Origin of the sequence: Calothrix sp. NIES-2098 (genome assembly GCF_963875125.1) — a bacterium.
GTDB lineage: Bacteria > Cyanobacteriota > Cyanobacteriia > Cyanobacteriales > Nostocaceae > Aulosira.
On sequence record NZ_CAWNKJ010000001.1, the window covers coordinates 2,528,159 to 2,550,624 of the forward strand.

Sequence of the window (22,466 nt, forward strand, 5' to 3'; positions counted from 1 at the left end):
CGAAGAGGCAATAAATAGTCAACAGTCTCCTCTGCATCCTTCTATACCCTTGCTCCCTAATCCCTATTAACCTATGTAGGTACAATTATGGCTAAAAACAGTCGCAAAACTAAGGTTTTACAGCCTCCTGAGGCCAAAGTTGCCAAGCCAAATCCTGTAGTTATTCAAGAGAAGAAAACTACCGTCAATTCTTGGTTACAAGTACCTGACGAAGCTACTTTACCACCAGAGGTACAAGCACTCTTTAAAGAACAGCGCGATCGCTTTGGTTTCGTTCATAGCTTTTTTCTGGGCTATTCGCTTAACCCCGAACATCTACTGCTTTGGTTCAACTACTATAATGCTCTGATGTACGGTGAGGGAGAACTTTCTCATAAGGAACGAGAGATTATTGCGATCGTCTCTTCTGCATCCAATCATTGTGAGTCTTGCGTTATTACCCACAAAGCACATCTGCGAGAGGTAATTAAAGATCCACTATTTCCGGATGCATTGGCACTTAACCATCAGGAAGTTGCACTTACAGAACGGGAACTCGCCCTCGTGAACTTTGCGATTAAGGTTAACCAAAATTCTAGTCAATTTTCACCACAAGACCTCGAACCATTACGTCAAGCAGGGCTTTCCGATCGAGCAATTTTAGAAGCAGGTGAAATCGCCGCCCAATTCAGCCTTTCTAACCGACTGACAAAAGCTTTTGGTTGGAAAGTACCCGGCGAATATGACAAGTTGTATCGCTGATCTAAATTCGATATTGCGATCGCCTTCATCATCCCTACCCAGATATTATCTGGGTAGATTATTAGTTTTAGAAAAAGACCATGACTGAACTCGTCACGGGAGGGTGTCTGTGTGGCTATGTGCGATATGAGTATAAAGAAGAACTAGAAGCAGCGAATTATTGCCATTGTCGAGATTGTAGAAAAGCCACAGGTAGCGCTTTCAATATTGGCGTTCGCTTACAATCAACTGCACTGCATATTGTAGCAGGCAAAGTTAAGAGTTATACAAAAACTGGAGACAGTGGTAACACCATCACTCGAGAATTCTGCCCAGAATGCGGTTCACCCCTGTTTACGAGAGCGCCAGCAAAGCCACAATTTGTCTGGTTGAAAGCAGGAAGTCTGGACAATCCCTACTTGGTTAAGCCAATGCATCAAATCTGGACTGATTCAGCAGTTCCTTGGGCTTATATCGATCCTCAGCTACCTGGTTTTCCTCGAAATCGCCATAATATATGACTTGGTTAGTCCAAAGAAGAAGATTGCAATTTTAATCTAGCCTACTTATTGGGGATGCGATCGCTCAAGCAAGCATCTCAAACCATCGTTGCATCACTCTGAGATAGTTTGTCAGATTTAATATTTGATAAACTAATAATTCGTATATCAGAAAATTGTGTTTTTCAGTACATATTTTTTTGTATTTATTGTGTAAGCTTTATCATTAAATGTCTATTAATAAGTGAATGCCTGAATAGCAGACACGATTACCTCAAAGCTTTACAACAATAGGATTTTATAAATCTGCAATCCAAGTTTTTTGGGCAAATGTCAGCGGGTTGATCGTTCCTTTACCAGCTATTCATTAGGGTTTGACCAAAATTGATCGAGATCTTAGTAGTTAATACATGAATTTTGAACAGTTAGGAATTAACCAAACTTATAGTAGCCGCAGTTCATATAACTGACGTTTCACGAACAGGCATTAACGATACACGCTGATATATGCCCTAATTCCTACAAGTTATACATCAAAGCCAATCCCAAGGTTACAGCGATTAGATCGCATAGTACTGGCAGTTAAAGCGAGATGAGGGAGAAATATCTTCCTCATCCTCCCTATTTCCTATTCCCAAAACTATCCATATGACAACAACGACTAACCCCGATTTCAAAGCTCTTGAAGCACTACGCTTAATCGGCCCCGATCCGGAGAACTGGGTAAGCGATCGCCCAGGCATCGACCACAATGTGACAATAGTAGGTGGTAGTGGTAGCGGTAGTACCTTTGCATTTGCGCTGCGGCGTGCAGGTATCGGTCGCGTTACCGTAATCGATGCGGCTGAGGATGAGAGTCATGCTGGCGTATGGTTGACAAGAGCGCGGATGAAAAAGCTCCGCACACCGAAGAACTTGCCCGGCCCGGAATTAGGCATTCCAGAACTGTCTTTTCAAGCATGGTATGAAGCGCGACACGGGGCTGAGGCCTATGCGGGAATCGACCGAATTCCGCGAGTTGCTTGGGCTGAGTACCTCAGTTGGTATCGGCAGATCCTTGGCATTTCAGTTCGTTACCGGACGAAGTTAGTCAGAGTTGAACCTGCTGATGGTTTCTTTCGCCTGCACCTGGAAATAAACGGTGTCTCACAGGTGGAGACTACACGCAAAATTATCTTCGCTAACGGTGTCGCTGGCACTGGTGGCCCTTATATACCGCCTGTACTGGCTAATTTACCACGCACCCTGTATGCCCATACCTCCGATTTAATCGACTTTGAAGCACTGCGCGGTAAGACTGTAGCAGTGCTAGGTGCGGCGGCTTCCGCTTTTGACGCAGCAGGGGTAGCGCTGGAATCAGGAGCTAAAGCAGTACATTTGTTTGCAAGGCGTGCGGCGATCGCATCTTTACCAATCAATCGCGTGCGTGGCTATCCCGGTGCTTACTTCAACTATCCAGAACTATCTGATGCAGCCCGATGGTTTCAAGCTTGGCGCTTTCATCAAGTAGGCTCCACACCACCACCAGATGCGATTGAGCGAGCGATCGCCTTTCCTAATTTCCACCTGCACTTATCTGCACCTTGGAAATCGGCGCAGGAAAAAGGCGGGCGTATTGTTGCTCAGGTGAACGATGATGTTTTCGAGTTTGATTTTGCGATCGCGGGTACAGGTTACTTCGTTGACCCCACAAAGCGCCCAGAATTAGCCGAATTTTCCCAACATATTGCCCTGTGGCGCGATCATTATCAGCCCCCAGCCGAACAGCGTGACGAAGATTTAGGAACGCACCCTTACCTTGGCAAAGCTCACGAATACTTAGAGAAAGTCCCTGATGCTGCACCCTACCTCAAAGACATTCATGTTTTCAATCCTGCTGGTTTTGTCAGCTTTGGGCTACCCATTGGTGATGTACCCAGCATTCGCCGCGACGTACCTGCAATAGTCTCGCGCATCAGTCACGACTTATTCTTTGCCGACTGGGAGCAGCACGAGGCACGCATCACCGGCAACAACATTGCACCGGACTTTGAGGACTCACTCTACGCCGCCGCTGTGTGGAAGCAGCCAGCCAAGGCTACGGTCAGCTAAGTCTGTGTAGGATGAAGAAGCAGGGGAGCAGAGGACACAGACGCAGAAATGGCAATTTTGCATTTATGATTGCCTATTCCCTTCTCCCTATGCCCTATACAAAACCTTAGAAGAATCCTCTTGTCAGTAGGGAAATGGCCGCATCTAACTGACAGATACGGTTGTGGTTTGAAAGAAGCGATTAGCGGGGCGAGCAAGTCCTAAATTTTCCCGTAGCGTCTTGCCTTCGTACTCTTGGCGGAAAATCCCACGCCGTTGGAGTTCTGGCACAACCTTATCTACAAAATCGTTCAACCCCTCTGGCAGATAGGGGAACATAACATTGAAGCCGTCAGACCCTTCCTCGGTCAGCCATTGCTCCATTTCATCGGCGATCGTTTGCGGTGTACCAACGAAAGCCAACCCACCGTAACTACCAATACGTTGCGCCAGTTGTCGAATCGTTAGATTCTCCCGTTGTGCCAGCGCTATGACTCGTTCGCGGGATGTCTGACCGGCGTTAGTTTGGGGAATTTCTGGCAAGGGGCCGTCTGGATCGAAGCCGGAAACGTCGTAGCCAAGGGCGCTATTCAAGCTAGCGATGCCGCTGTCATAGTGTACTAAGCTATCTAAATGGACACGCTTGGCGCGGGCTTCAGCAACTGTTTCCCCAACAATTACCAAAGCACCTGGAAGAATTTTGATACTTTCTGGATCGCGTCCGATCGCCCGCACCCGCCCTTTAATATCAGCAAAGAAGGCTTTACCTACCTCCAGACTACTGGCTGATGCAAACACGACCTCGGCAGTTTCCGCCGCTAATTGCCGACCTGCTTCGGAGGCACCTGCCTGAACAATCACAGGCCAACCCTGAACAGGTCTGGCAATATTTAATGGCCCTCGTACCGAGAGATGTTTTCCCTGATGATTGAGAACGTGTATTTTTGCAGGATCGAAATAAATTCCTGATTCCACATCTCGAACAAACGCATCGTCAGCAAAGGAATCCCAAAGACCCGTGACAACATCATAAAATTCCCTAGCTCGTACATAGCGTTCGTCATGTTTTACCTCTTCTTCCAAACCGAAGTTGAGCGCTGCATCGGGATTTGATGTGGTAACGATGTTCCAGCCTGCGCGACCACCACTGATGTGGTCGAGAGACGCGAAGCGGCGAGCGATGTGGTAAGGCTGGTCATAGGTTGTGGAAGCAGTAGCTACCAACCCGATGCATTCGGTAATGCTGGCAAGGGCAGAAAGCAAAGTGAGAGGCTCAAAAGAGGTAACGGTGTGGCTGCGCTTGAGAGCATTTATTGGCATATTCAACACCGCTAAGTGATCGGCCATGAAGAAGGCATCAAACTTGCCCTGCTCAAGTTTTTGAATAAATTGTTTCAGTGCCGAGAAGTTGAAATTGGCATCAGGCAAAGCCCCAGGATAGCGCCAAGCGCCAGTATGTATGCTTACCGGACGCATGAATGCACCCAGTTTTAATTGCTTCGATCTGCTCATCTTAAATGGGTTATTAGTGAATACAAGTCTTTAATTATGGTAAAGACAGTCGATGTCACAGGCGATCGCTTTTGCAACTCAAGAGTCCCTAGTCACAAGCGCGATCGCAAAGCCATCGTAACCTTTGCTACCTACGGTTTGAATCTCTGTAGCGCTCACACGCGGTTCTGCTGCCAGTAATTCGTTAAAACGGCGTATCCCCTGCACGCTACGATCGCTACTAGCAGCATCGACCACCGCCCCATTACGCACAACATTATCGGCAATAATCAAGCTACCACGACGAGAAAGCTTCAGCGCCCAAGCTAAGTAATCGGGATTGCTTGGCTTGTCAGCATCAATAAAGATGAGGTCAAATGGAGCGTGTCCTTCAGTGGCGATCTGTGGTAATGTATCCAGCGCCCGTCCAACACGGATATCTACGAGGTGAGAAAGTCCAGCGCGTGCGATGTTACTACGGGCAATTTCGGCGTGCTTGGGGTTAGCCTCCAGCGAGATCAAGCGACCGTCAGCAGGTAGCGATCGCGCTGGCCAAATCGTGCTGTAACCGCCTAGCGTCCCAATCTCTAAGATGGTGCGCGCTTTTTGGATCTGCGCTAACAGTAACAGCAATTTGCCCTGATTTGGTGACACATTGTGCGGTGGTAGCCCTGCATCAGCCGCAGTTTGCAGTGCTGTCTCTAGGGCGAGGTCAGGCTGGACAAACAAGTCGGTGATATAGCGATCGACCGCAGCCCAATGTTCTTGGGTCATATAGCAATCCTAAATCATTCGTGTTTAGAGTACGTACATATCTACATACTTCAGCCTTCATCTTTAGTCTTTCAACAACGGTAAGGTCTGCCCCCACTGTCCAGTAAAGACAAATTCTTTCAACGGCTTGCGGACACGGGGTGCTAGTTCGCGATCGCGTAATCCATCGGGAAGGTTTTGCGGATCGCCAGGATAGCCAATTGTCAACACAGTTGCAGGCTCATAATCTTCTGGAATCTGGTATACTTCCCTAGCCTTTTCTGGATTAAATCCGCCGATTTGATGAGCAAATAAACCCAGAGAAGTCGCCTGAAGAATTAGGTTTTCTAACGCTAGTCCGACATCATGAAATGCGTGTCTGTTTGTCTTCCCATCGTCAGTACGAATTTTTGCCACTGCAAGTATCAGTACCGGAGCATTTTTCGCCCATCCTTGATTAAACTCAACCAAGGTACTAAGTAGACGATTGTATTCTGTTGCATCCTCTTTAGTTGCAACAATAAAGCTCCAAGGCTGATGATTGTAGGAAGAAGGTGCCCAACGAGCTGCTTCTAGCAATGAGAGTAGTTTATCTTGCTCAACTAAGCGATCGCTAAAAGCTCTAGGACTCCAACGACTCCGAATGAAGTCATGAACAGGGTATTGCGTTTCGGCAAGTTTCTGCGTCATGTGAATGAATTTCCTTGGGTAAGAACTGACTAGACCTACATCACTGATTAATATTTGATTGCAGCCTGCTAAACGCTTGTAGCAGCTAAGAAAACCTTGTTTGAAGAATAAATTCTAAATACTACAGTAAATGCTTGTAGTAATCGTTGTTATTTATCGTACTGCATCGATCAGAAGTTAATCAAGTATCAGCCAATCAAAACAGAGAAAACTACAGAATATTAAAATAAATTGCAACTATGAAATCTTTATTCAAGAATTTTGATTTGGGGCGATCGCTTTTTTGCAGGAGATTATCAAAATGCTCTTAGAAACAGGTGTAAAAATCAAAGTAGCTCAATGCTTTAGGGAACTATTCTCTCGCATCTCTATTATGCGATCGCGCTAATGGTACTGGTGTTTGTTCTGGAACTAACACATCAAAACCTGTATCAACCAGTATGTTTAGCTATGATTCGCATACATAAACGGAAGGTAATATGGCAAATCCTCTTTCTTCATTGTTGAGAAAGATAATGAAGCATAGTCTGTTGCAATCATCAGCAAATAGAACGATCCTGACGCTCCTACTTATTTTTGCTTTTATCATCGTTTTATTTGTGTATGGTAGTTACCGAAAGAACGCTCTCATCACAGCTTGTCAAGAACAAGGTGGTACTCCCGTTTACCGTACACAAGTTCAAGAATTTTTAGACAACGGACGGGGTAGTGGGGGTATTAGCCAAAAATATCAGGTTTTTGATTATTGTAAATTGGGTTCCAAATAATCTTCCTGATACTTACACCTGTTTAGGAGAAAAAATCAATTTCAAGCAAGGAAGTTTCGCTGCATTGACTAACTTAATGCTTGACTAAAAGTGATTTATAGCTTTGATTGAAAAGCCATTTCTTACCGGATTTTCTTACTAAGCCTCCTGACTAAGATAAATACGCTCACGAAACAGTATTATCAGCAGACTTGATTTTGCATCTACTTCTATGATACTGTGCGTTCATTGCAAAATACTATTAATCGATAGATTTACTGTAGTTAATTATTGTACAGCGTGCTCGTCACACTGCAAAGTCACAGTTTGCAACGAATGGGAATCACCCCTTATGCCAAAAGATTGGTTTGAATGGCACGATCTCTATAATACGGAACCGAAATTACAACAGCGCCTAGAAATCGTGCGGGAATACATCACTTACAGCTTGGATGCATCTCCAGCAGGAAGAATCCGTGTAGTTAGTGTTTGCGCTGGTGATGGTAGAGATTTACTCGGAACCTTAGCAAATCACCCCCGCGCTCAAGATGTATATGCAAGACTCGTTGAGTTAAACCCCAACTTAGTTGAACGTGGAAAAGCAACTATAGAATCATTGGGTTTAGCCAAGCAAATAGAATTTATTAATGGTGATGCAACTATCTCTGCTAATTATGTAGGAGCAGTACCCGCAGATATTGTAATTGTGTGTGGTGTGTTTGGTAATTTAGCTGATGAGGCTGAACTCAAACGCTTGCTAGATAACTTGAGTTTTCTGAGTAAACAAGGTGCTTTTGTTATCTGGACTCGCGGACACTCTAAGGGTACTGCTTACTCTGACACTGTGCGGAAAGTTTTACAAGCATCTCAATTTGAGGAAGTGAAGTTTAAACTCACCGCCACTGGAGACATGGGTGTAGGTCTTAATCGTTATATTGGTGAAAATTTACCTGCACCGAAAGAGCAACAATTATTCGTATTTTCTGGCGTTCCCCATAAAGCCAGGTAATTCAACATAATTACTAATTCGTAATTCGTAATTAAATTGAGGGTTAGAGTCCTCAGTTTAAATCCCCATTCATAACGAAATTACGAATTATTAATTTCTTTTCCCTTCCAATCCAATAGGATTGCTCTAATTTTTGAGGCTCATCCTAATTTTTTTAAATAGGTGTCAAATAATGGCTATTCAAGACGCTGTATCTAATTGGGAGCAACTGTTAGAAACTGCTCGAAAAAATACCCCAGCGCGACGGGTAAAAAGACCAGGACAGTCTCCATCTACTGCACCTATTCCCAGCAGTTTACATAAACTTCCCCCAGATACTCAACCACCAGTTTTGTTATATCGAGATACTAATTCTTGGTGTCCTTTTTGTGAGAGAGTGTGGTTTGCTTTAGAAGAAAAGGAAATTCCTTTTGAAACTGAGTTTATTGATTTAAGCAATAAACCAAAATGGTACACGGATTTAGTACCAACAACTCTTGTCCCTGGTGCAAAAATTGAAGGCAAGTTGGTGTATGAATCTAAAGATATTCTCTTAGCTTTAGAAGAACGATTTCCTACGCCAGCCTTACTTCCAGAAGACCCAGAAGAAAATGCTGTTGCTAGACAATGGGTAGAAGAATCAGAAACGAACGGTTTTAGAGATATTGCTTACAAATTCCTCAGAGAAAAAGTAACAGATGCTCAGGAGTTAGCTAAGTTAAAAGCAGAGTTTGAAGCTAAATTAGATGAACTTGAACAATCCTTAGCTAAATATCCCGGCCCCTATTTTCTTCGCAGTTTTAGCTTGGTAGATATCCTCTACAGTCCCCATCTCGATCGCTTGGCGGCTAATTTACCAGTGTATCGACAGTATCACATCAAACGTAATCCCCGTTACCCCCGAATCAATGCTTGGTTTGACGCACTCAATCAACGCCCAGCTTATCATCGGGTAAAATCGGATAATATCACCAACAATTTACTTCTCCGTCGCAGATGGGGTGTAGAACCAATTGGCAATCCTTTACCCTTAGATCCTGCTGAAAGCGAAGCCATCCAATTTCGCGCAGAAGCGGCGGAAAGATTGAGCGATAATCGAGAAGCAGCTATTGGTGATATTTTGAAAAACTCAGGCGTACAAGCCTTAGCTGTAGATGGCGATGTTTCCGCAGTTCAAGAAGTAGTTGATTTTCACCTGAGATTACTAGCTGATTACCTCATCAATGGTAACGGCGCACCCCTACCTGGTGGACGCACAGGTGGTAAAGATGGTAATACCATCGATCCCAAGATAGCGGCAATTGGCGCAATTACCCTCGCCTATTTGAGAAATCGCATCTGTGCGCCAAGAGATATGAGTGCTGGTGCTGCAACTGCATTCCGCACTGCTGCTGATAAGGTTTTGGCATCTCTTTATTAATTTTTATGGGTGGCTGGTTGATACTAAGCCACCTACATAAATGCAAATATGAAAACCCGTCGCTATATTTTAGTGGCGATCGCCACTTGTTTGTTAACCTGGCTTTTAGCCCTAGCTGGTTGTAATTCCCAAAATACTTCACAAAGCAACGTTTCTCCAGTTGCACAAACCTCTGGTGCTTCACAGCTAAAGGTGATTAATATCGGTCATCAAAGCGGTACACCTGGGCTGAATTTGCTGAAGGCGCAGGGGTTGTTGGAAAAACGCCTAGCACCAGAAGGTATTCAAGTTAAATGGATATCCTTCCAAGGTGGCCCTCCGATGATGGAAGCAATGGCAGCTGGTAGTGTTGATATCGGCAACGTAGGAAATTTACCACCTGTATTTGCTCAAGCTGGCGATAATCCCATCCTCTATGTGGCGGCGACGGGTTCAAATGCAGGCGCTCAGGCTATTATTGTCCCTAAAGATTCTCCTATTAAAACCCTTGCCGATTTAAAGGGGAAAAAATTAGCGATTCAGAAGGGAACAGCACTACAATACTTTGTCCTCAAAGCCTTAGAGAGTGCAAAACTGACGCTAAATGATATTCAACCTGTTTACTTAAAAATTCCCGATAGTACCACTGCGTTTGAAGGTGGTAATGTCGATGCTTTACCTATTGGCGATCCTTATCTGGCTTCTAAAGAATTAAATGGTAGCGTGCGTGTATTAGTTAGAGGTTCCGATGTTGCACCTCAACGCGCTTTTTACATCGCTACAGAAAATTTTGCCAAAAATCACCCTGATTTAGTCAAAATTGTTTTAGAAGAACAAACCAAAGTAGAAGACTGGGCCAAAGCTAATCCTAATGAAGTTGCCAAACTGCTAGCAGCAGAAACTAAATACAAGCCAGAGGTTTTAGAATATTCTTTAAAAAACCGCCCCTATTTTGGTGTTTTCGAGATGAAGGATGAATATATTGCTGAACAACAGCAAGTAGTTGATTTGTTCTACAGCCAAAAGCTGATTCCTAAAACTTTTCAAGTCAAAGATGCTATTTGGAAACATTAGCTAGCTGATAATATATTGTCACTCTAATAAACAAAAAATTGTTGTTTTTTACAGATGTTTACCCATACTAATAACATCATCTATTTTGAATCCTAAATTTTCGTAAAACTCAATAACATCTGTATTTGAATTACGTATCTGGATGTTAATTTTTGGGCAGTTCATTGACTTCAGTTTAATAGTTGCTTGTGCAACCATATACTTACCAATACCTTGTCGTTGATACTCTGGTGCTACGGCTAAATAGTTGAGCCAACCCCGATGGACTTCATACCCTGCCATTATAGTAGCAACAACTTTTGTTTCCATCAAACCAACAAGAAATAATTCTGGTTGGACTTGCAATTTAAATTCAATATCTTGTTTAGGATCGTTCCAAGGTACTACTAAATTACATTGATACCATAAATTAATTACTTGTGCTTCATCTTGCTCTTGATAGGGTCGCAGCAATAAATTTATGTTTTGCATTTTATAGTACAATATTTTTCTATGAAACTATATTACATCACCTTAAATAATACAGATGAAGCTCGCCAGATTAGTCGTTCTTTGTTAGAGCAAAAACTAGCTGTTTGCGTAAATTGGTTCCCGATTACCTGTGCTTATATATGGCAAGAAGAAATTACAGAAGAACCAGAAGTAGTGCTAATTGTCAAAACTCAAGCAGGTTATCGCCATGAAATTGAAAAATTAATTAGCCAGCACATTAGTTACACTAACTTTATTGCTGAGATATCACCCACTAATATTAATGACAAATTTTTAGCATGGTTGAATGCTGAAGTTCCCATAGTTTATTCAGAGTAAAAATTGGCGATGAGCAGAAATTAAAAAAAATATTGATTTAAAATTTTAGAGCAGCCATTTAGAAGCTTCATCTGTCTTTGCACTGGGGTATTTCACTGACTTTGACTGCGTAATCTCAACACAGAAACAGCAACCGACACACACAAAATTAGTGCTGCAAACCGAAAGGTACCTTGGAAGCCTGTAACGATCGCCTCCGGAGGAGCGATAGATACATCTGCACCTGCGGCTACACTGGCGATTAAACCACCAAACACTGCACCTATCAGAGAAACGCCTACAGTATTACCGGATGTGCGTGATAAAGAGAGTAATCCCGAAGCAATTCCCAGGCGATCGCGTGATACCGATCCCATTACAGTAGTATTATTAGGCGATTGAAATAAACCTAGCCCAATACCGTAAATAAAATAACGCGATATATAACCTAACTCAGTAATTTGAGCATCAAAGGTACTGATACCCAAACAACCGCCAATCATCAAACCCAGACCAATTGAACTAATCAATCGAGCGCCAAAGCGGTCTGCAAGTATACCTGCTATGGGAGCAACTAATCCGCTAAGTATTGGCGAAAAAGCTAATAGTAACCCAACTTTGGCTGTGGGATAGTTCTTCACTCGCTCTAAAAAGAAAGGTGTAATGAGTAGAGAACCACCAATCACAGTGAAAGTCAGCCAGCCACTGAGCAAACTCATACTTAACTGAAGATTGCGGAATAGGTGCAATTCTAATAATGGCTGCTCAAGGATAGCTTCTACCACCAGAAAAGTTAAAAAGCTGAGGGCTGCGATCGCAAGTAATACTAAAGTGTTGATACTGCTAAAGCCTTCGCTTTGCCCTAGGGTCATACCTAACCCAAAACTACCCAAAGTCCATAAAGCTAACAAAGCTCCTAACGGGTCAAATATTTGTTTACTTTCACTAGAGGTAGATGGTGGTACTAACCGCGCAACAACAAAGCTGGCTATAATCCCCAGAGGGACATTGATCAGGAATATACTATGCCAACCTGATAAGTTCAACAATAACCCACCAGCAGAAGGCCCAAAAGCAATTCCCAGTGACACGACACTTCCAATAATGCCAACCGCCCGACCTCGTTCGGAAGCAGGGAAGACTTCTGTGATAATTGCCAAACCAAGACCAGAAATGAATACTGCACCCAGTCCCTGAAGTGCCCGAAAGCCAATCAACCACTCAATGCTAGGTGCAAAACTACATAACAGTGAACTCACTGTGAATACAATTAGTCCAGCCTGATATAGAGGTTTTTTGCCCCACATATCCCCAAGACGAGTTGCGCCTAAAACTAAACCAGAACTGACTAACTGATAACTCAATACAGCCCACTGAGCCATAGGAAAACTAGTGTGAAAGCTTTGCACCAAGGTGGGTAATGCCACATTGATGATCCCCACATCTAAGGTAGACATGAATACACCTAATCCGACACCTAACAAAACCCAAGATTTTTGAGAGGTTGATAAAGTCAGAGATTGTATTGGCAGTTGGGACAATATTTAGTCTCCTTATGTAGATGGTTGGGGGATAAGTGGAGATGAGGGAGAAATAACTAATTACCAATTACTCATTTTCCTATACAGGCTGTAAATGCCTCACACGTGGCATAATTTCTTCGGCAAAGCGAGTCATTTCCCGTGCAAAGGGATTGAATTGCAGCATAAATGTATCGATACCTGCATCAACAAAGGCTGCGACCCTGCTGGCAACTGTGTCGTAGCTGCCAACTAAGCCTGCGGCTGTACCACCATTACCACCAACGGCGGGATTTTTAGCGAAGAGTCGGAACATAACTGCATCTGGATCGACACCTTTCGCAACGCTTAATTTCAAGTGTTCTTCCTTTTTTTGAAGTTCTGTAAGTCGCTGGAGTTCCTCTTGCGCTTCTGCATCGGTAGGTCGAGCAATGACGAAGGCTGATAAACCAAAACGCACTGGTTGAGGTAGCGATCGCGGTCTGCTCAAAACTTGCTTAATTACCTGACGCACATCTTCGATTGGCTGACCGTTGATAAAGTAAATATCTGCTTGTTCCGCCGCTAAAATCTGGGCGGGATCGGATGCACCTCCCAAGTAAATTGGGGGATAAGGTTTAGCAATGGAAGTAGGACGTAAGCTTAAATCTGTGATTTTGAAATATTCTCCCTCAAAGTTAACCCTCTCTCCACTCCACAAAGCTCTCACCACCCGTAACCATTCACCAGAATAGCGGTAGCGTTCATCATGGGAAGGAAAGGGAATATTTGTGCGTTCCATTTCTGGACGAAACCAAGCGCTGATCAAGTTGATGGCAAAACGTCCGCGACTAATTGTATCAATCCCTAACGCCATCTTTGCCAGTACAGCCGGATGGAATAGTAAAGGCTTAATGGCGGCGATAATTTCAATTTTTTCTGTCGCCTCAGCTAAAGCCGCAGAAGCTGTCCAAGTTTCTAGCTGCTCTAACTCTAAACTGCGTGGGTTGGCGATGTGCTGTGCCACCAAAGTTGTAGCGTATCCCAAGCGTTCAGCTTCTAAAATTAGCGATCGCGATCGCTCATAACTCGCATCGATGGGTTCTTCTTGAGTATCTAGGGGACCAAAGTTACCACCAACAGGTGCCCAAATACCATAACGTGGTTTTGACATGGTGAACTCCAAATTCAACAGAGAATGCGGGGATGTCGCCAAACAGCATTTAAGCAAGGCGATCGCATTATCGAATCAATTATTTACCAGCTAGTGCGAGGTTAGCTTCAAATACACTCAAAGGATCAGCTAATAGCGCTTCAGAAACATTAATACTATTGGGCAACAAACCAAAACGATAGAATACATCAGCCGCGTATTGTTGTTCAGCAATAAACTCTTCAGAAGGTGGAACAAGACCCCAAGGTCTATTTCTCAGAGATTGCTCCCAACCTTTAGCATCAATCCCATTATTAATTTCTTTGGATAATAGTTCAGCCGCTTCGCTGAAATGGGTAGCAATCCAGCGATCCACCCTTTCAAGCGCCTTAATAAAGGCTGATAAAGCATCTGGATGTTGCTCGGCAAAACTGCGATGAGTAAAGTAAAGAGAGCGATTGCTAAATAACTCGGAACTATAAAGAAGTACCCTAACTTTGTGATTTTTCTGAACCTCTGCTAAATGTAAGTCTGATGTGATCCAAGCATCTATTTCGCCATTGAGGAAAGCTTTGAGCGAATCTGCTGAGTTAGGAATAGTTTTCACATCTTGATAAGTAAGCCCGACTTTGTCAAGAGCGATCGCGAGAAAATGTTGTTGGTAAGACCCTTCACTCAAGCTCACATTTTTGCCTTTCAAATCGCTCACACTCTGAATCGGCGAATTTTCCAAGACCACAATTGCACCTTGGACTGGACGAGGTTGAGACGTAGCTAAATATACCACTGGCACGCCCTTCGCCTGTGCCAAAATGGGCGGAGTTGTACCTGTCGCGCCAATATCAATTTCTGCTGTCTTCAATAGCTTAACCGTCTGCTTACCACCCGTTTCCGAGATCCACTCTGCTGATACTCCCGTTGGTTGGAGTAAATCTGTTAATAATTCAGGTTTTTTACTCAATGTAAATACCGACAAATTATTAACATGAACACCAATACGAATTGAATTAGTCATAATTTTTCTCCTTCTTTTATTGTTATGTGATGTCCGGCAAATTACCCTCAATATGTCATTGCGAGCGGAACAAAGTGGAGCGAAGCAATCACAAACACTCTGCGATTGCTTCACTTCGTTCGCAATGACGGGCATTTGAACGGACATGATATTATTGGGCATGGGGCATGGGGCATTGTTGTATTTATTCACCTCTTCCCAATTTTGAATTGTTTACCCTTTCTATAACTTTGTGACATCAACCACAAAGTTTTCTATATTAGGTTTTTTGGGAATAATGCCCAGTTTAAAAAACCAGTCACTAACGCGATTCATCTTTTCAATTTCTGCTGCGCCGACTGGTATGGGTGTTCCTTCTACTCGTTCACTCATAAACTTCTGTACACCTTCAGAAAGCTTAAATTCTTTACCGTAAACTTGCATTGCTTGGGGTGCATTTGATAATACCCATTGGCTTTCTTGTACCAGAACATCGTAAACAGCTTTTACAACATCCGGATGCTTCTCTAAAAATGCATTGTGAACGATATAAATCCCATCGTTTTCTGATTCAATTTCTCCGGCAGTAGCCAGAATTCTTGCCCCATCTTTTACAGCTGCATTAGCAAAAAAAGTACCCCATACAGCCCAAGCATCTGCTTTTCCTGAAGCAAAAACTGGTGCAGCATCCGCAGGGCCAAGATAGACTCGTTGAACCTGGTCTAAAGATACTCCTGCTTTTTCTAAGCCTTTTGCTAGCAGGTATTCGCCAGTACCGCCTCGATTGACAATCACCTTTTTGCCAACCAAATCTTTTACAGTTTTAATCGAAGAGTTTTTCTGAACTAAAATCCCCGATCCATCTTTACCGCTAACTTGATAACCAAAAATCTTGAATGGTGAACCACCAGCCATTGCGGATATAGCAGCCGTAGTACTACCGCCTGTAAAATCAATACTACCTGCATTCAAACCTTCAACGGCGGGTGCAAAAGCAGGAAAAGGGCCTAACCACTGTACGCCATATTTTTTCGGTTCTAAGTATTTCTCTAATGAGCCTTTGACCTTAGCTAGATAGTAAGGCCCAGGGCCTCTAATAATCGCTATTCTTGCTTTTGTACCTTGGGCGGTAGTATCTGCCACATTTGCCGGTGTAGAACTATTAGCTTCAGGAGACTGAGAAGCAGAATTGCTAGTTTTAGTAGAACCACTATTACAAGCAACCGTAATAGCAGATGTCAGGAAAAATAATGCTGTAGGTAAACTACGACGTTTAATGCGGTAGTTGAATAACCCAGTTTCAAAGATATCTTTATCTTTCATTTCTCTGTTAAATTAAACACAAAATTCCTAAATATTTTCATCTGCTAACTACAAAAACCCAAGTAATGTAATCTCTTTACTCTGCGTTCTCTGCGGTTCAAAACTTCACCCCAATTCTTTAGCAGGTTCAGCAATTTCTTTACTAGAAGGAATAGCCCCTACAGTTTCCCTAATACTGCTCCAAGTGGGAACATTAATACTCGTAGTCACCTGATTATTACTGCCTGGACGAGAAATTGGTAGTAGTGGCAACAATAAATCAGCAACTCGATAAGCTTCTTCAATCAGCGGAATACCAGAAATAATGAAAGTCTCAATGCCAATATCAGCATATTCCTGAAGACGCGCCGCAACAGTTTGAGGATCGCCTACCACCGCTGTACCGGGGCCGGGACGCACTAAACCTAAACCCGCCCAAAGATTCGGATAAATTTCCAAATCTCGCACATTTTTAGGAATTTGACCGCCATGAAACTTCAGCATTCGTTGCTGACCTACAGAATCGCCACTATTGAGCATTTTTTGAATATTTGCTACTGATTCTTCATCCATGCGCTGAAGTAACCATTCGGCGGCTTTCCAGGCTTCCTCTTCAGTTTCACGAACAATCACATAGAGGCGAATACCAAATCTGAGAGTACGACCATATTTAGCAGCAAGCGATCGCATTGTGGCTACTCTTTCTGCAATCTGTGGTGGTGTTTCTCCCCAAGTTAAGTAAGTATCTATATGTTTAGCTGCGACTTCCAAAGCTGCTTCAGAAGAACCACCAAACCACAAAGGCGGATAGGGTGACTGTACCGCAGGTAATCCTACCTTAGCTTTTTTGACATTGACATATTCGCCTTCAAAGTCAACTGTTTCCCCAGCCATGAGTTTCCGCCAAACTGTGAGATATTCATCACAGTGGGCATAGCGTTCATCGTGGGAAAGGTGCAAACCATTAGCGGCCATTGTGTTGGATGTGCCGTTGATGATATTGATCAACAACCGACCCTTAGAAAATTGGTCAAAAGTCGCCGCCATCTTTGCAAACAATGTGGGCGATAACAAACCCGGATGTACAGCAATCAAAAAGCGCATCCGTTCTGTAAACGGAATTAGCGATGAACCTAATACCCAGGTATCATGCACCCCTGTAGCCAAGAGTGCGCCAGAATATCCCAGGTGATCGATCCCCCGCGCTAGCTGTTGCATATATGCATAATCAATTTTCCTTGCACCCTTTTTAGTCCAAGGATAGGGGCCATCTGGCGCAGTCAAATACCAGAGAACTTCCATAATTTTTACCTCCCGATGTCGTCAGGAATTTAGTCCTGAACAGAAGCTGCAAGTTTATAGTTGAGCAAAAGCGGGTTCTTGAAGATTAAAAGCTAGTTTTTGAGCTATTGCTAAGGGTTCTCGCACAATCCAAGCATCAATATCAAAATCTGTTGGGATAAATCCCCACTTCAATAGAAAGTCTTTATGCAATTTCAGTCCGGCGATCCACTCTTCGGATAAAGCTGGTTGTAAGCGCTGATGTAGCTTTGAACCATAAGCTTTGCGAACTGCTGCTTCACCACCTCCAGTTTCCTGAGAAACAATTCTCACTACCTCTTCGGCGTGGGTTTCTGCCCATTTTGAAGTTTGGAAAAGACAAGCTAAGTATTGCACTACTAAATCGGGATGCTGTTCTACAAGATCTGCATTAACGGTGATTGTTCTCGGAGTACCATTATTCACCCGCACCAGGGGATCGGGATGCGCGCCTAAATCGAAGACTACTTTAAAACCATGTTCTACAGTCAAGTCTACACCAGGGGCACCTTTAACATAGATGGCATCAACCTCACCTCGCAGTAAGGCTGCTACTTCTGCATAATAGAAATTACTCCGGCGTACAGTCGTACCTGCAATTTCGCGTAAGTCTGTTTGCTGGGCGTTAATATCTACAAAATTGACATCAGTTTCATTTAGATCTGCTAGCGACAAAGTACTCAAGAAACCACGTAACGCCATTGCTCTAGAGAAGTCAATTTGACTTTCAATCCGCCTTGGTAGTCCCAATTTTCGCCCTGCTAAATCTGCGGGTTGGTTAATTTCTGAATTTGGTAGAGTCAATATTGCTTGGTACTCATCTACCCATGTCAAACCAATTACGCGGGTATCTTTACCAGTAGACTTTGCCCAAATTGCTGGAATATTACCACCCTCACGAAATAATCCCTTCAGTGTGTGGTCATAATGGGATTCACGAACAGAACGTTCTTCAGAAGCCCGTAAGGATTTGAAAGCAATACCATCTTTAGCAAAAGTCTGATTTAACCATCCCAAATCCAAAGCCAACCCAGATACAGTAGGAACTGGACAGCGAGTGTACCATAATTCAGTAATTGCCGTTTTTGCAGTTTCGCTGTAATTTGACATAGGTAGAAGTGAAGTAAAGAAGTAAAATTTGTTTACTGAATATCATCTAAAGAATAGATGTTTTATAAAAAATTAACGAGAAATCAATATTTAATTTTTTCTAATAAAATTAACAGTATAAAATATTTTTATAGATAGTTTTTGTTTTATATCTAGTTAAATATATTATTGATTACCACTATGCAAAAACTTTACACTACAATAAATTTTAGATTATTAGTTCACTTATTTCCAACTAAAGTAAGTCGTTATAATTACAAAATATAAATAGGCTTGAAACTCTTACCAATGACATTTTGTGTCATTTTGAATGGTATGTTGATTTCCGCTTTGGTGTAATAGATAGTTATGTTTAATTGCAACGCACTACTTAAGAACTTTGCAACCAACATGAGAGCATCAATAATACTAATAATGAATTTATGGAAAATGGAAATTATTATTGATGCTAGGCGATCGCTAAAAGATTTCCTTTGAAGATAGGAGCTTCAAAAGTTGTAGTCTAGTAGACTATTAAATTTTAATACTGTAAATTGACCAATTAACCGTAGTTTAATAAAAAAAATATCTCACAGCTGAGAAAAAAAAACAAGTAAGTCACCCAGCGATTAAACATAGCTAGATTAAGAAGGGGAAAAAAGAGAAGCGTTTGCCCATCCCCGTACAAAACTTTACATAGTAAAATTCCCAAAGTTGATAATGTCAGCTTTCTATTCATTCTTTTAGACGCGAATCATCAGCTAGCTTAAGTCATGCAGGACTGCGGCAGAGAAACCAATAAGTTTAGTTAAATCAATAATACGGTAAATCTATCAAGTTAGTGTATGATATTAGAAACGCGATCGCTTGCACTTGATAGCAACACCAAATAGGTAAACAAGTGCGAACACCGCCCAGGTAAAACGCGGAGAATTTATATGAGCAACAAGCATATTGAAGTCAAACCAGTAGCTGGTCACATTGGTGCAGAAATCGGTGGTGTAGACCTTTCCCGCCCTCTTTCAGATGAAGCAGTAGCCGAAATTCGCCAAGCACTGTTGAAGTGGAAAGTCATATTCTTTCGCAATCAGAACATTGACCATGCAGCACAAATTGCTTTTACATCTCGTTTTGGCGAAGTGACTTATGCACATCCCCACGAGGATGAACCAATCGAAGGTTTTGCTGAAATCCTGCCAATCGACCGCAGCCGCTACGAACGGAAAAATGGTCTGCGTCGTGCCAGTTATGAAAACCGGTGGCACACTGATGTCACAGCAGTTGTTAACCCACCAGCAGGTTCTATTTTGCGCGCAGTTAACGTCCCTAGCTTTGGTGGTGACACACAGTGGACTAATTTAGTTGCTGCTTACGAGGGACTATCAGCACCCGTAAAAGCGCTAGCAGACACATTAAAAGCACAACATCACTTCAATGCACGCTTGCGTTTACCCAGCAATAGCAAAATTGCACAACGTATCGCCGCCAATCCCCAAGTTTCCATTCACCCAGTCGTGCGGGTGCATCCAGAGACAGGCGAACGTGCATTATTTGTGAATCCTGGTTTTACCTCCCACATTCTAGACGTATCGCCACAAGAAAGCGATTTACTACTAGAGTTGTTCTTCAATCAAATTACCAAACCTGCTTATACCACCCGCTTCCGGTGGAACAATGGAGACATTGCCTTCTGGGATAACCGCGCCACCGCACATTTAGCACCCCAGGATCTAGATCATATAGAAGTTGAGCGCGTACTTTATCGCACCACCATTACTGGTGATATCCCCGTCGGACCCGATGGCTTCCGATCGCAAATAGTAGAAGGTGAGCCTTTAACTAGCGAATTACCAACTGTATTGAAAAACAAAGCCGAACAGCGAGAACCCGTGCTTTCATAAGCCATATAGTTTTCAACTAGGCTGTGAAATATATCAGCAGCCTAGTTGATCTGACAGCAAATGACAAATGACAAATGACCAATGACAAAACTAATTTTACCTATAGAGCTTGCTACTGAGATTGAGCCAAATCTACCATCAGATACAAAATTTGTCCGGGTAGATAGCGATGGTAATTTTGATGGCGATCCCAGCGATGCGGAAGTTTATCTGAATGGGTTTAAATTAAAACCCACGACTCTACATAAAGTGCTAACAACTGCGCCTAAAATACGTTGGCAACAAACTCCTAGTGCGGGTGTAAATCATATTCTCACGCCCACTTTTCTGGAACACGATATTATCCTAACTAATGGCGCAGGGGTTCATGCAATTCCCATTTCGGAATTTGTTTTGAGTTTGATTCTTTATCACGCCAAGCAGTTACGAGAATTGCAAGCAGCTCACGATCGGCAGCATTGGCGCAGAAGCTGGTTAGTACTGCCAGAGTTAGCAAATTCCACTGTATTAATTCTCGGTACCGGAAATATAGGACAAGCGATCGCATCTCGTCTGAAAGCATTCGGAACGCGAGTTTGGGGTGGTCGTCGTCGTCCAGAAGCGCTACCAAATTTTGATAAAATTGTCGGTCAAAATGAATGGCACGCCTTATTACCAGAAGTTGACTATTTAGTTGTAGCAACACCTCTGACACCAGAAACCAAAGCTTTAATTGATGAAGAAGTACTGCGAGCGCTCCCTAATCATGGTTATTTAATTAATGTTGGTCGCGGTGCAGTTGTGGATGAATCAGCATTAACTAAAGCCCTCGCTGAAGGCTGGATTGGAGGTGCAGCATTAGACACTGTCTCTATTGAACCCCTACCACAAGAAAGCCCTCTGTGGTCATTACCCAATCTCTTAATTACACCGCATACTTCCGCAATTTCTCCAGCATTAAAAGAGCGCATTGCTGCCTTATTTCTCGATAATTTACAGCGTTTCCGAAATGGTCAACCTTTACGGAATGTAGTCAATAAACAAGCAGGATACTAATACCAATTTCAAAAAATAATGCGACAGATTGTAGAGGTACAGCAATGCTGTGCCCTCTAATTTACTTATAGACCCTTACTCTTTAACCAATGGATAAATACGTTAGCAATAGCTAAATTACCCTGTTCCAGCATGGGTAAATGACCATGACCAGGAAATCCAACTTCCGGAAGCCAAATAAAATCACCCTGAAAGTATTTTGCTGTTTCTGCGTCTACTTTATAAGGATGGCGCGTGTCTTGGTCGCCTGTAATTACACAGATGGGTATATTAAATAGTATCTGCGGGTCGCCAATATAAAGCCCTTTTCCTTCAACATTTCTGCGTTCGTTACTCATCCGCGCACTCTCAGCGACCAAACTGCGAAAATAATCTTCAAATGTTTCTTTGGGAAAAGTATCTGAGTTGGTGAAGTACTTCTTAGTATCTTCACGTGACTGGATACGTGGACAATCTTCAGGACAAGCCTCGTCAGAGTCTTTGGCGATCGCGGGTAATAAATCGGCTGGTGGTACTGGTGCAATGCCTATGATAGCTTTAACAAGTTGGGGATGAGTTTTTCCTATCTGCCAACCAATCACACCAGACATACTGTGAGTCAGAATCACAGATGGGCCAATCTCTTCCAAGAGTGCAACGGTAGCATTGATTACCGTCTGATATGGCATCACGGAAAAGTTTGGTACAAAACCCGACCGACCATGACCTGGTAAGTCAACAATATAGGTTTTCCAGCCTTGTTCTGCTAGATACACTCCCCAACCTGGTCGGCGATCGGGTGTTTGGACAAAGCAAGCACCTGTATGAAAGCCTCCATGTAAAAGCACAATAGGAACCGGATTTTGGTTATGTGTTGGGTCGTAATACTGAACGTACATTTGGTACGGAATATCGCCAACAAAAAATTATTATTCATAGCTATTAAACAAGAATACTAACAAAAATATCTTGCT

At 43.0% G+C, this 22,466-nt stretch carries 21 protein-coding genes; 10 read left to right on the plus strand and 11 right to left on the minus strand.

Features of this window, described 5'->3' with window-relative positions; all coding sequences use genetic code 11:
- Window positions 1-87 precede the first annotated feature (87 nt).
- From AACU33_RS10640 to AACU33_RS10650, 3 genes are all read left to right on the plus strand, one after another.
- Window positions 88-741: a peroxidase-related enzyme gene (locus AACU33_RS10640; RefSeq protein WP_096588473.1), complete on the plus strand. Its 654-nt coding sequence runs from the start codon at window positions 88-90 to the stop codon at window positions 739-741.
- Between the two features lie 80 nt (window positions 742-821).
- On the plus strand, window positions 822-1,241 hold the full coding sequence (locus tag AACU33_RS10645) for a GFA family protein (RefSeq protein WP_096588474.1): 420 nt from the start codon (window positions 822-824) through the stop codon (window positions 1,239-1,241).
- A gap of 627 nt (window positions 1,242-1,868) precedes the next feature.
- Complete coding sequence (locus AACU33_RS10650; protein WP_096588475.1) at window positions 1,869-3,311, plus strand: NAD(P)-binding domain-containing protein; 1,443 nt, start codon at window positions 1,869-1,871, stop codon at window positions 3,309-3,311.
- Window positions 3,312-3,455: 144 nt separating this feature from the next.
- Here AACU33_RS10650 and AACU33_RS10655 read toward each other — a convergent pair whose 3' ends face one another.
- The 3 genes from AACU33_RS10655 to AACU33_RS10665 form a co-directional block, all read right to left on the minus strand.
- Window positions 3,456-4,802, minus strand: coding sequence for an LLM class flavin-dependent oxidoreductase (locus tag AACU33_RS10655; protein WP_096588476.1), 1,347 nt, complete (start codon window positions 4,800-4,802; stop codon window positions 3,456-3,458).
- Window positions 4,803-4,880: 78 nt separating this feature from the next.
- The gene (locus AACU33_RS10660; protein WP_096588477.1) at window positions 4,881-5,555 is read right to left on the minus strand and encodes an O-methyltransferase; all 675 of its coding nucleotides are present in this window, start codon (window positions 5,553-5,555) and stop codon (window positions 4,881-4,883) included.
- Window positions 5,556-5,618: 63 nt separating this feature from the next.
- Entirely contained in the window at window positions 5,619-6,224 is a 606-nt protein-coding gene (locus AACU33_RS10665) for a nitroreductase family protein (protein ID WP_096588478.1), read from the minus strand.
- Between the two features lie 515 nt (window positions 6,225-6,739).
- Here AACU33_RS10665 and AACU33_RS10670 point away from each other — a divergent pair.
- The 4 genes from AACU33_RS10670 to AACU33_RS10685 all read left to right on the plus strand — a co-directional run bounded on the left by AACU33_RS10670 (window position 6,740) and on the right by AACU33_RS10685 (window position 10,431).
- Window positions 6,740-6,991, plus strand: a complete 252-nt coding sequence (locus tag AACU33_RS10670) for a hypothetical protein (RefSeq protein WP_096588479.1) — start codon at window positions 6,740-6,742, stop codon at window positions 6,989-6,991.
- Between the two features lie 331 nt (window positions 6,992-7,322).
- Window positions 7,323-7,979, plus strand: coding sequence for a class I SAM-dependent methyltransferase family protein (locus tag AACU33_RS10675; RefSeq protein ID WP_096588480.1), 657 nt, complete (start codon window positions 7,323-7,325; stop codon window positions 7,977-7,979).
- A 172-nt stretch (window positions 7,980-8,151) separates the two neighbouring features.
- A complete protein-coding gene (locus AACU33_RS10680) occupies window positions 8,152-9,378 on the plus strand; it encodes a glutathione S-transferase family protein (protein ID WP_096588481.1) in 1,227 nt (408 codons plus the stop codon).
- 48 nt (window positions 9,379-9,426) lie between these two features.
- On the plus strand, window positions 9,427-10,431 hold the full coding sequence (locus AACU33_RS10685) for an aliphatic sulfonate ABC transporter substrate-binding protein (RefSeq protein WP_096588482.1): 1,005 nt from the start codon (window positions 9,427-9,429) through the stop codon (window positions 10,429-10,431).
- Between the two features lie 48 nt (window positions 10,432-10,479).
- On the opposite strand, the gene AACU33_RS10690 is transcribed toward AACU33_RS10685, so the two are convergent.
- On the minus strand, window positions 10,480-10,902 hold the full coding sequence (locus tag AACU33_RS10690) for a GNAT family acetyltransferase (RefSeq protein ID WP_096588483.1): 423 nt from the start codon (window positions 10,900-10,902) through the stop codon (window positions 10,480-10,482).
- A gap of 21 nt (window positions 10,903-10,923) precedes the next feature.
- On the opposite strand from AACU33_RS10690, the gene cutA reads away from it, so the two are divergent.
- On the plus strand, window positions 10,924-11,241 hold the full coding sequence (gene cutA, locus AACU33_RS10695; protein WP_096588484.1) for a divalent-cation tolerance protein CutA: 318 nt from the start codon (window positions 10,924-10,926) through the stop codon (window positions 11,239-11,241).
- A 92-nt stretch (window positions 11,242-11,333) separates the two neighbouring features.
- Here the strand turns inward: cutA and AACU33_RS10700 are convergent, their stop codons facing one another.
- The 6 genes from AACU33_RS10700 to AACU33_RS10725 all read right to left on the minus strand — a co-directional run bounded on the left by AACU33_RS10700 (window position 11,334) and on the right by AACU33_RS10725 (window position 18,598).
- Window positions 11,334-12,761, minus strand: coding sequence for an MFS transporter (locus tag AACU33_RS10700; RefSeq protein ID WP_096588485.1), 1,428 nt, complete (start codon window positions 12,759-12,761; stop codon window positions 11,334-11,336).
- Window positions 12,762-12,840: 79 nt separating this feature from the next.
- Window positions 12,841-13,893 carry an LLM class flavin-dependent oxidoreductase gene (locus AACU33_RS10705; protein WP_096588486.1) on the minus strand — a complete coding sequence of 351 codons (1,053 nt, stop codon included), beginning with the start codon at window positions 13,891-13,893 and terminating at the stop codon, window positions 12,841-12,843.
- A 79-nt stretch (window positions 13,894-13,972) separates the two neighbouring features.
- Window positions 13,973-14,887: an aliphatic sulfonate ABC transporter substrate-binding protein gene (locus AACU33_RS10710; RefSeq protein ID WP_339375911.1), complete on the minus strand. Its 915-nt coding sequence runs from the start codon at window positions 14,885-14,887 to the stop codon at window positions 13,973-13,975.
- A 222-nt stretch (window positions 14,888-15,109) separates the two neighbouring features.
- On the minus strand, window positions 15,110-16,189 hold the full coding sequence (locus AACU33_RS10715; protein ID WP_096588488.1) for an aliphatic sulfonate ABC transporter substrate-binding protein: 1,080 nt from the start codon (window positions 16,187-16,189) through the stop codon (window positions 15,110-15,112).
- Window positions 16,190-16,294: 105 nt separating this feature from the next.
- Complete coding sequence (locus tag AACU33_RS10720; RefSeq protein WP_096588489.1) at window positions 16,295-17,470, minus strand: LLM class flavin-dependent oxidoreductase; 1,176 nt, start codon at window positions 17,468-17,470, stop codon at window positions 16,295-16,297.
- A 54-nt stretch (window positions 17,471-17,524) separates the two neighbouring features.
- Entirely contained in the window at window positions 17,525-18,598 is a 1,074-nt protein-coding gene (locus AACU33_RS10725) for an ABC transporter substrate-binding protein (protein ID WP_339375912.1), read from the minus strand.
- Window positions 18,599-19,515: 917 nt separating this feature from the next.
- On the opposite strand from AACU33_RS10725, the gene AACU33_RS10730 reads away from it, so the two are divergent.
- Complete coding sequence (locus AACU33_RS10730; protein ID WP_096588490.1) at window positions 19,516-20,478, plus strand: TauD/TfdA dioxygenase family protein; 963 nt, start codon at window positions 19,516-19,518, stop codon at window positions 20,476-20,478.
- Between the two features lie 81 nt (window positions 20,479-20,559).
- Window positions 20,560-21,513: a D-2-hydroxyacid dehydrogenase gene (locus tag AACU33_RS10735; protein WP_096588491.1), complete on the plus strand. Its 954-nt coding sequence runs from the start codon at window positions 20,560-20,562 to the stop codon at window positions 21,511-21,513.
- Between the two features lie 65 nt (window positions 21,514-21,578).
- On the opposite strand, the gene AACU33_RS10740 is transcribed toward AACU33_RS10735, so the two are convergent.
- Window positions 21,579-22,391, minus strand: a complete 813-nt coding sequence (locus AACU33_RS10740; RefSeq protein ID WP_096588492.1) for an alpha/beta fold hydrolase — start codon at window positions 22,389-22,391, stop codon at window positions 21,579-21,581.
- Window positions 22,392-22,466 lie beyond the last annotated feature (75 nt).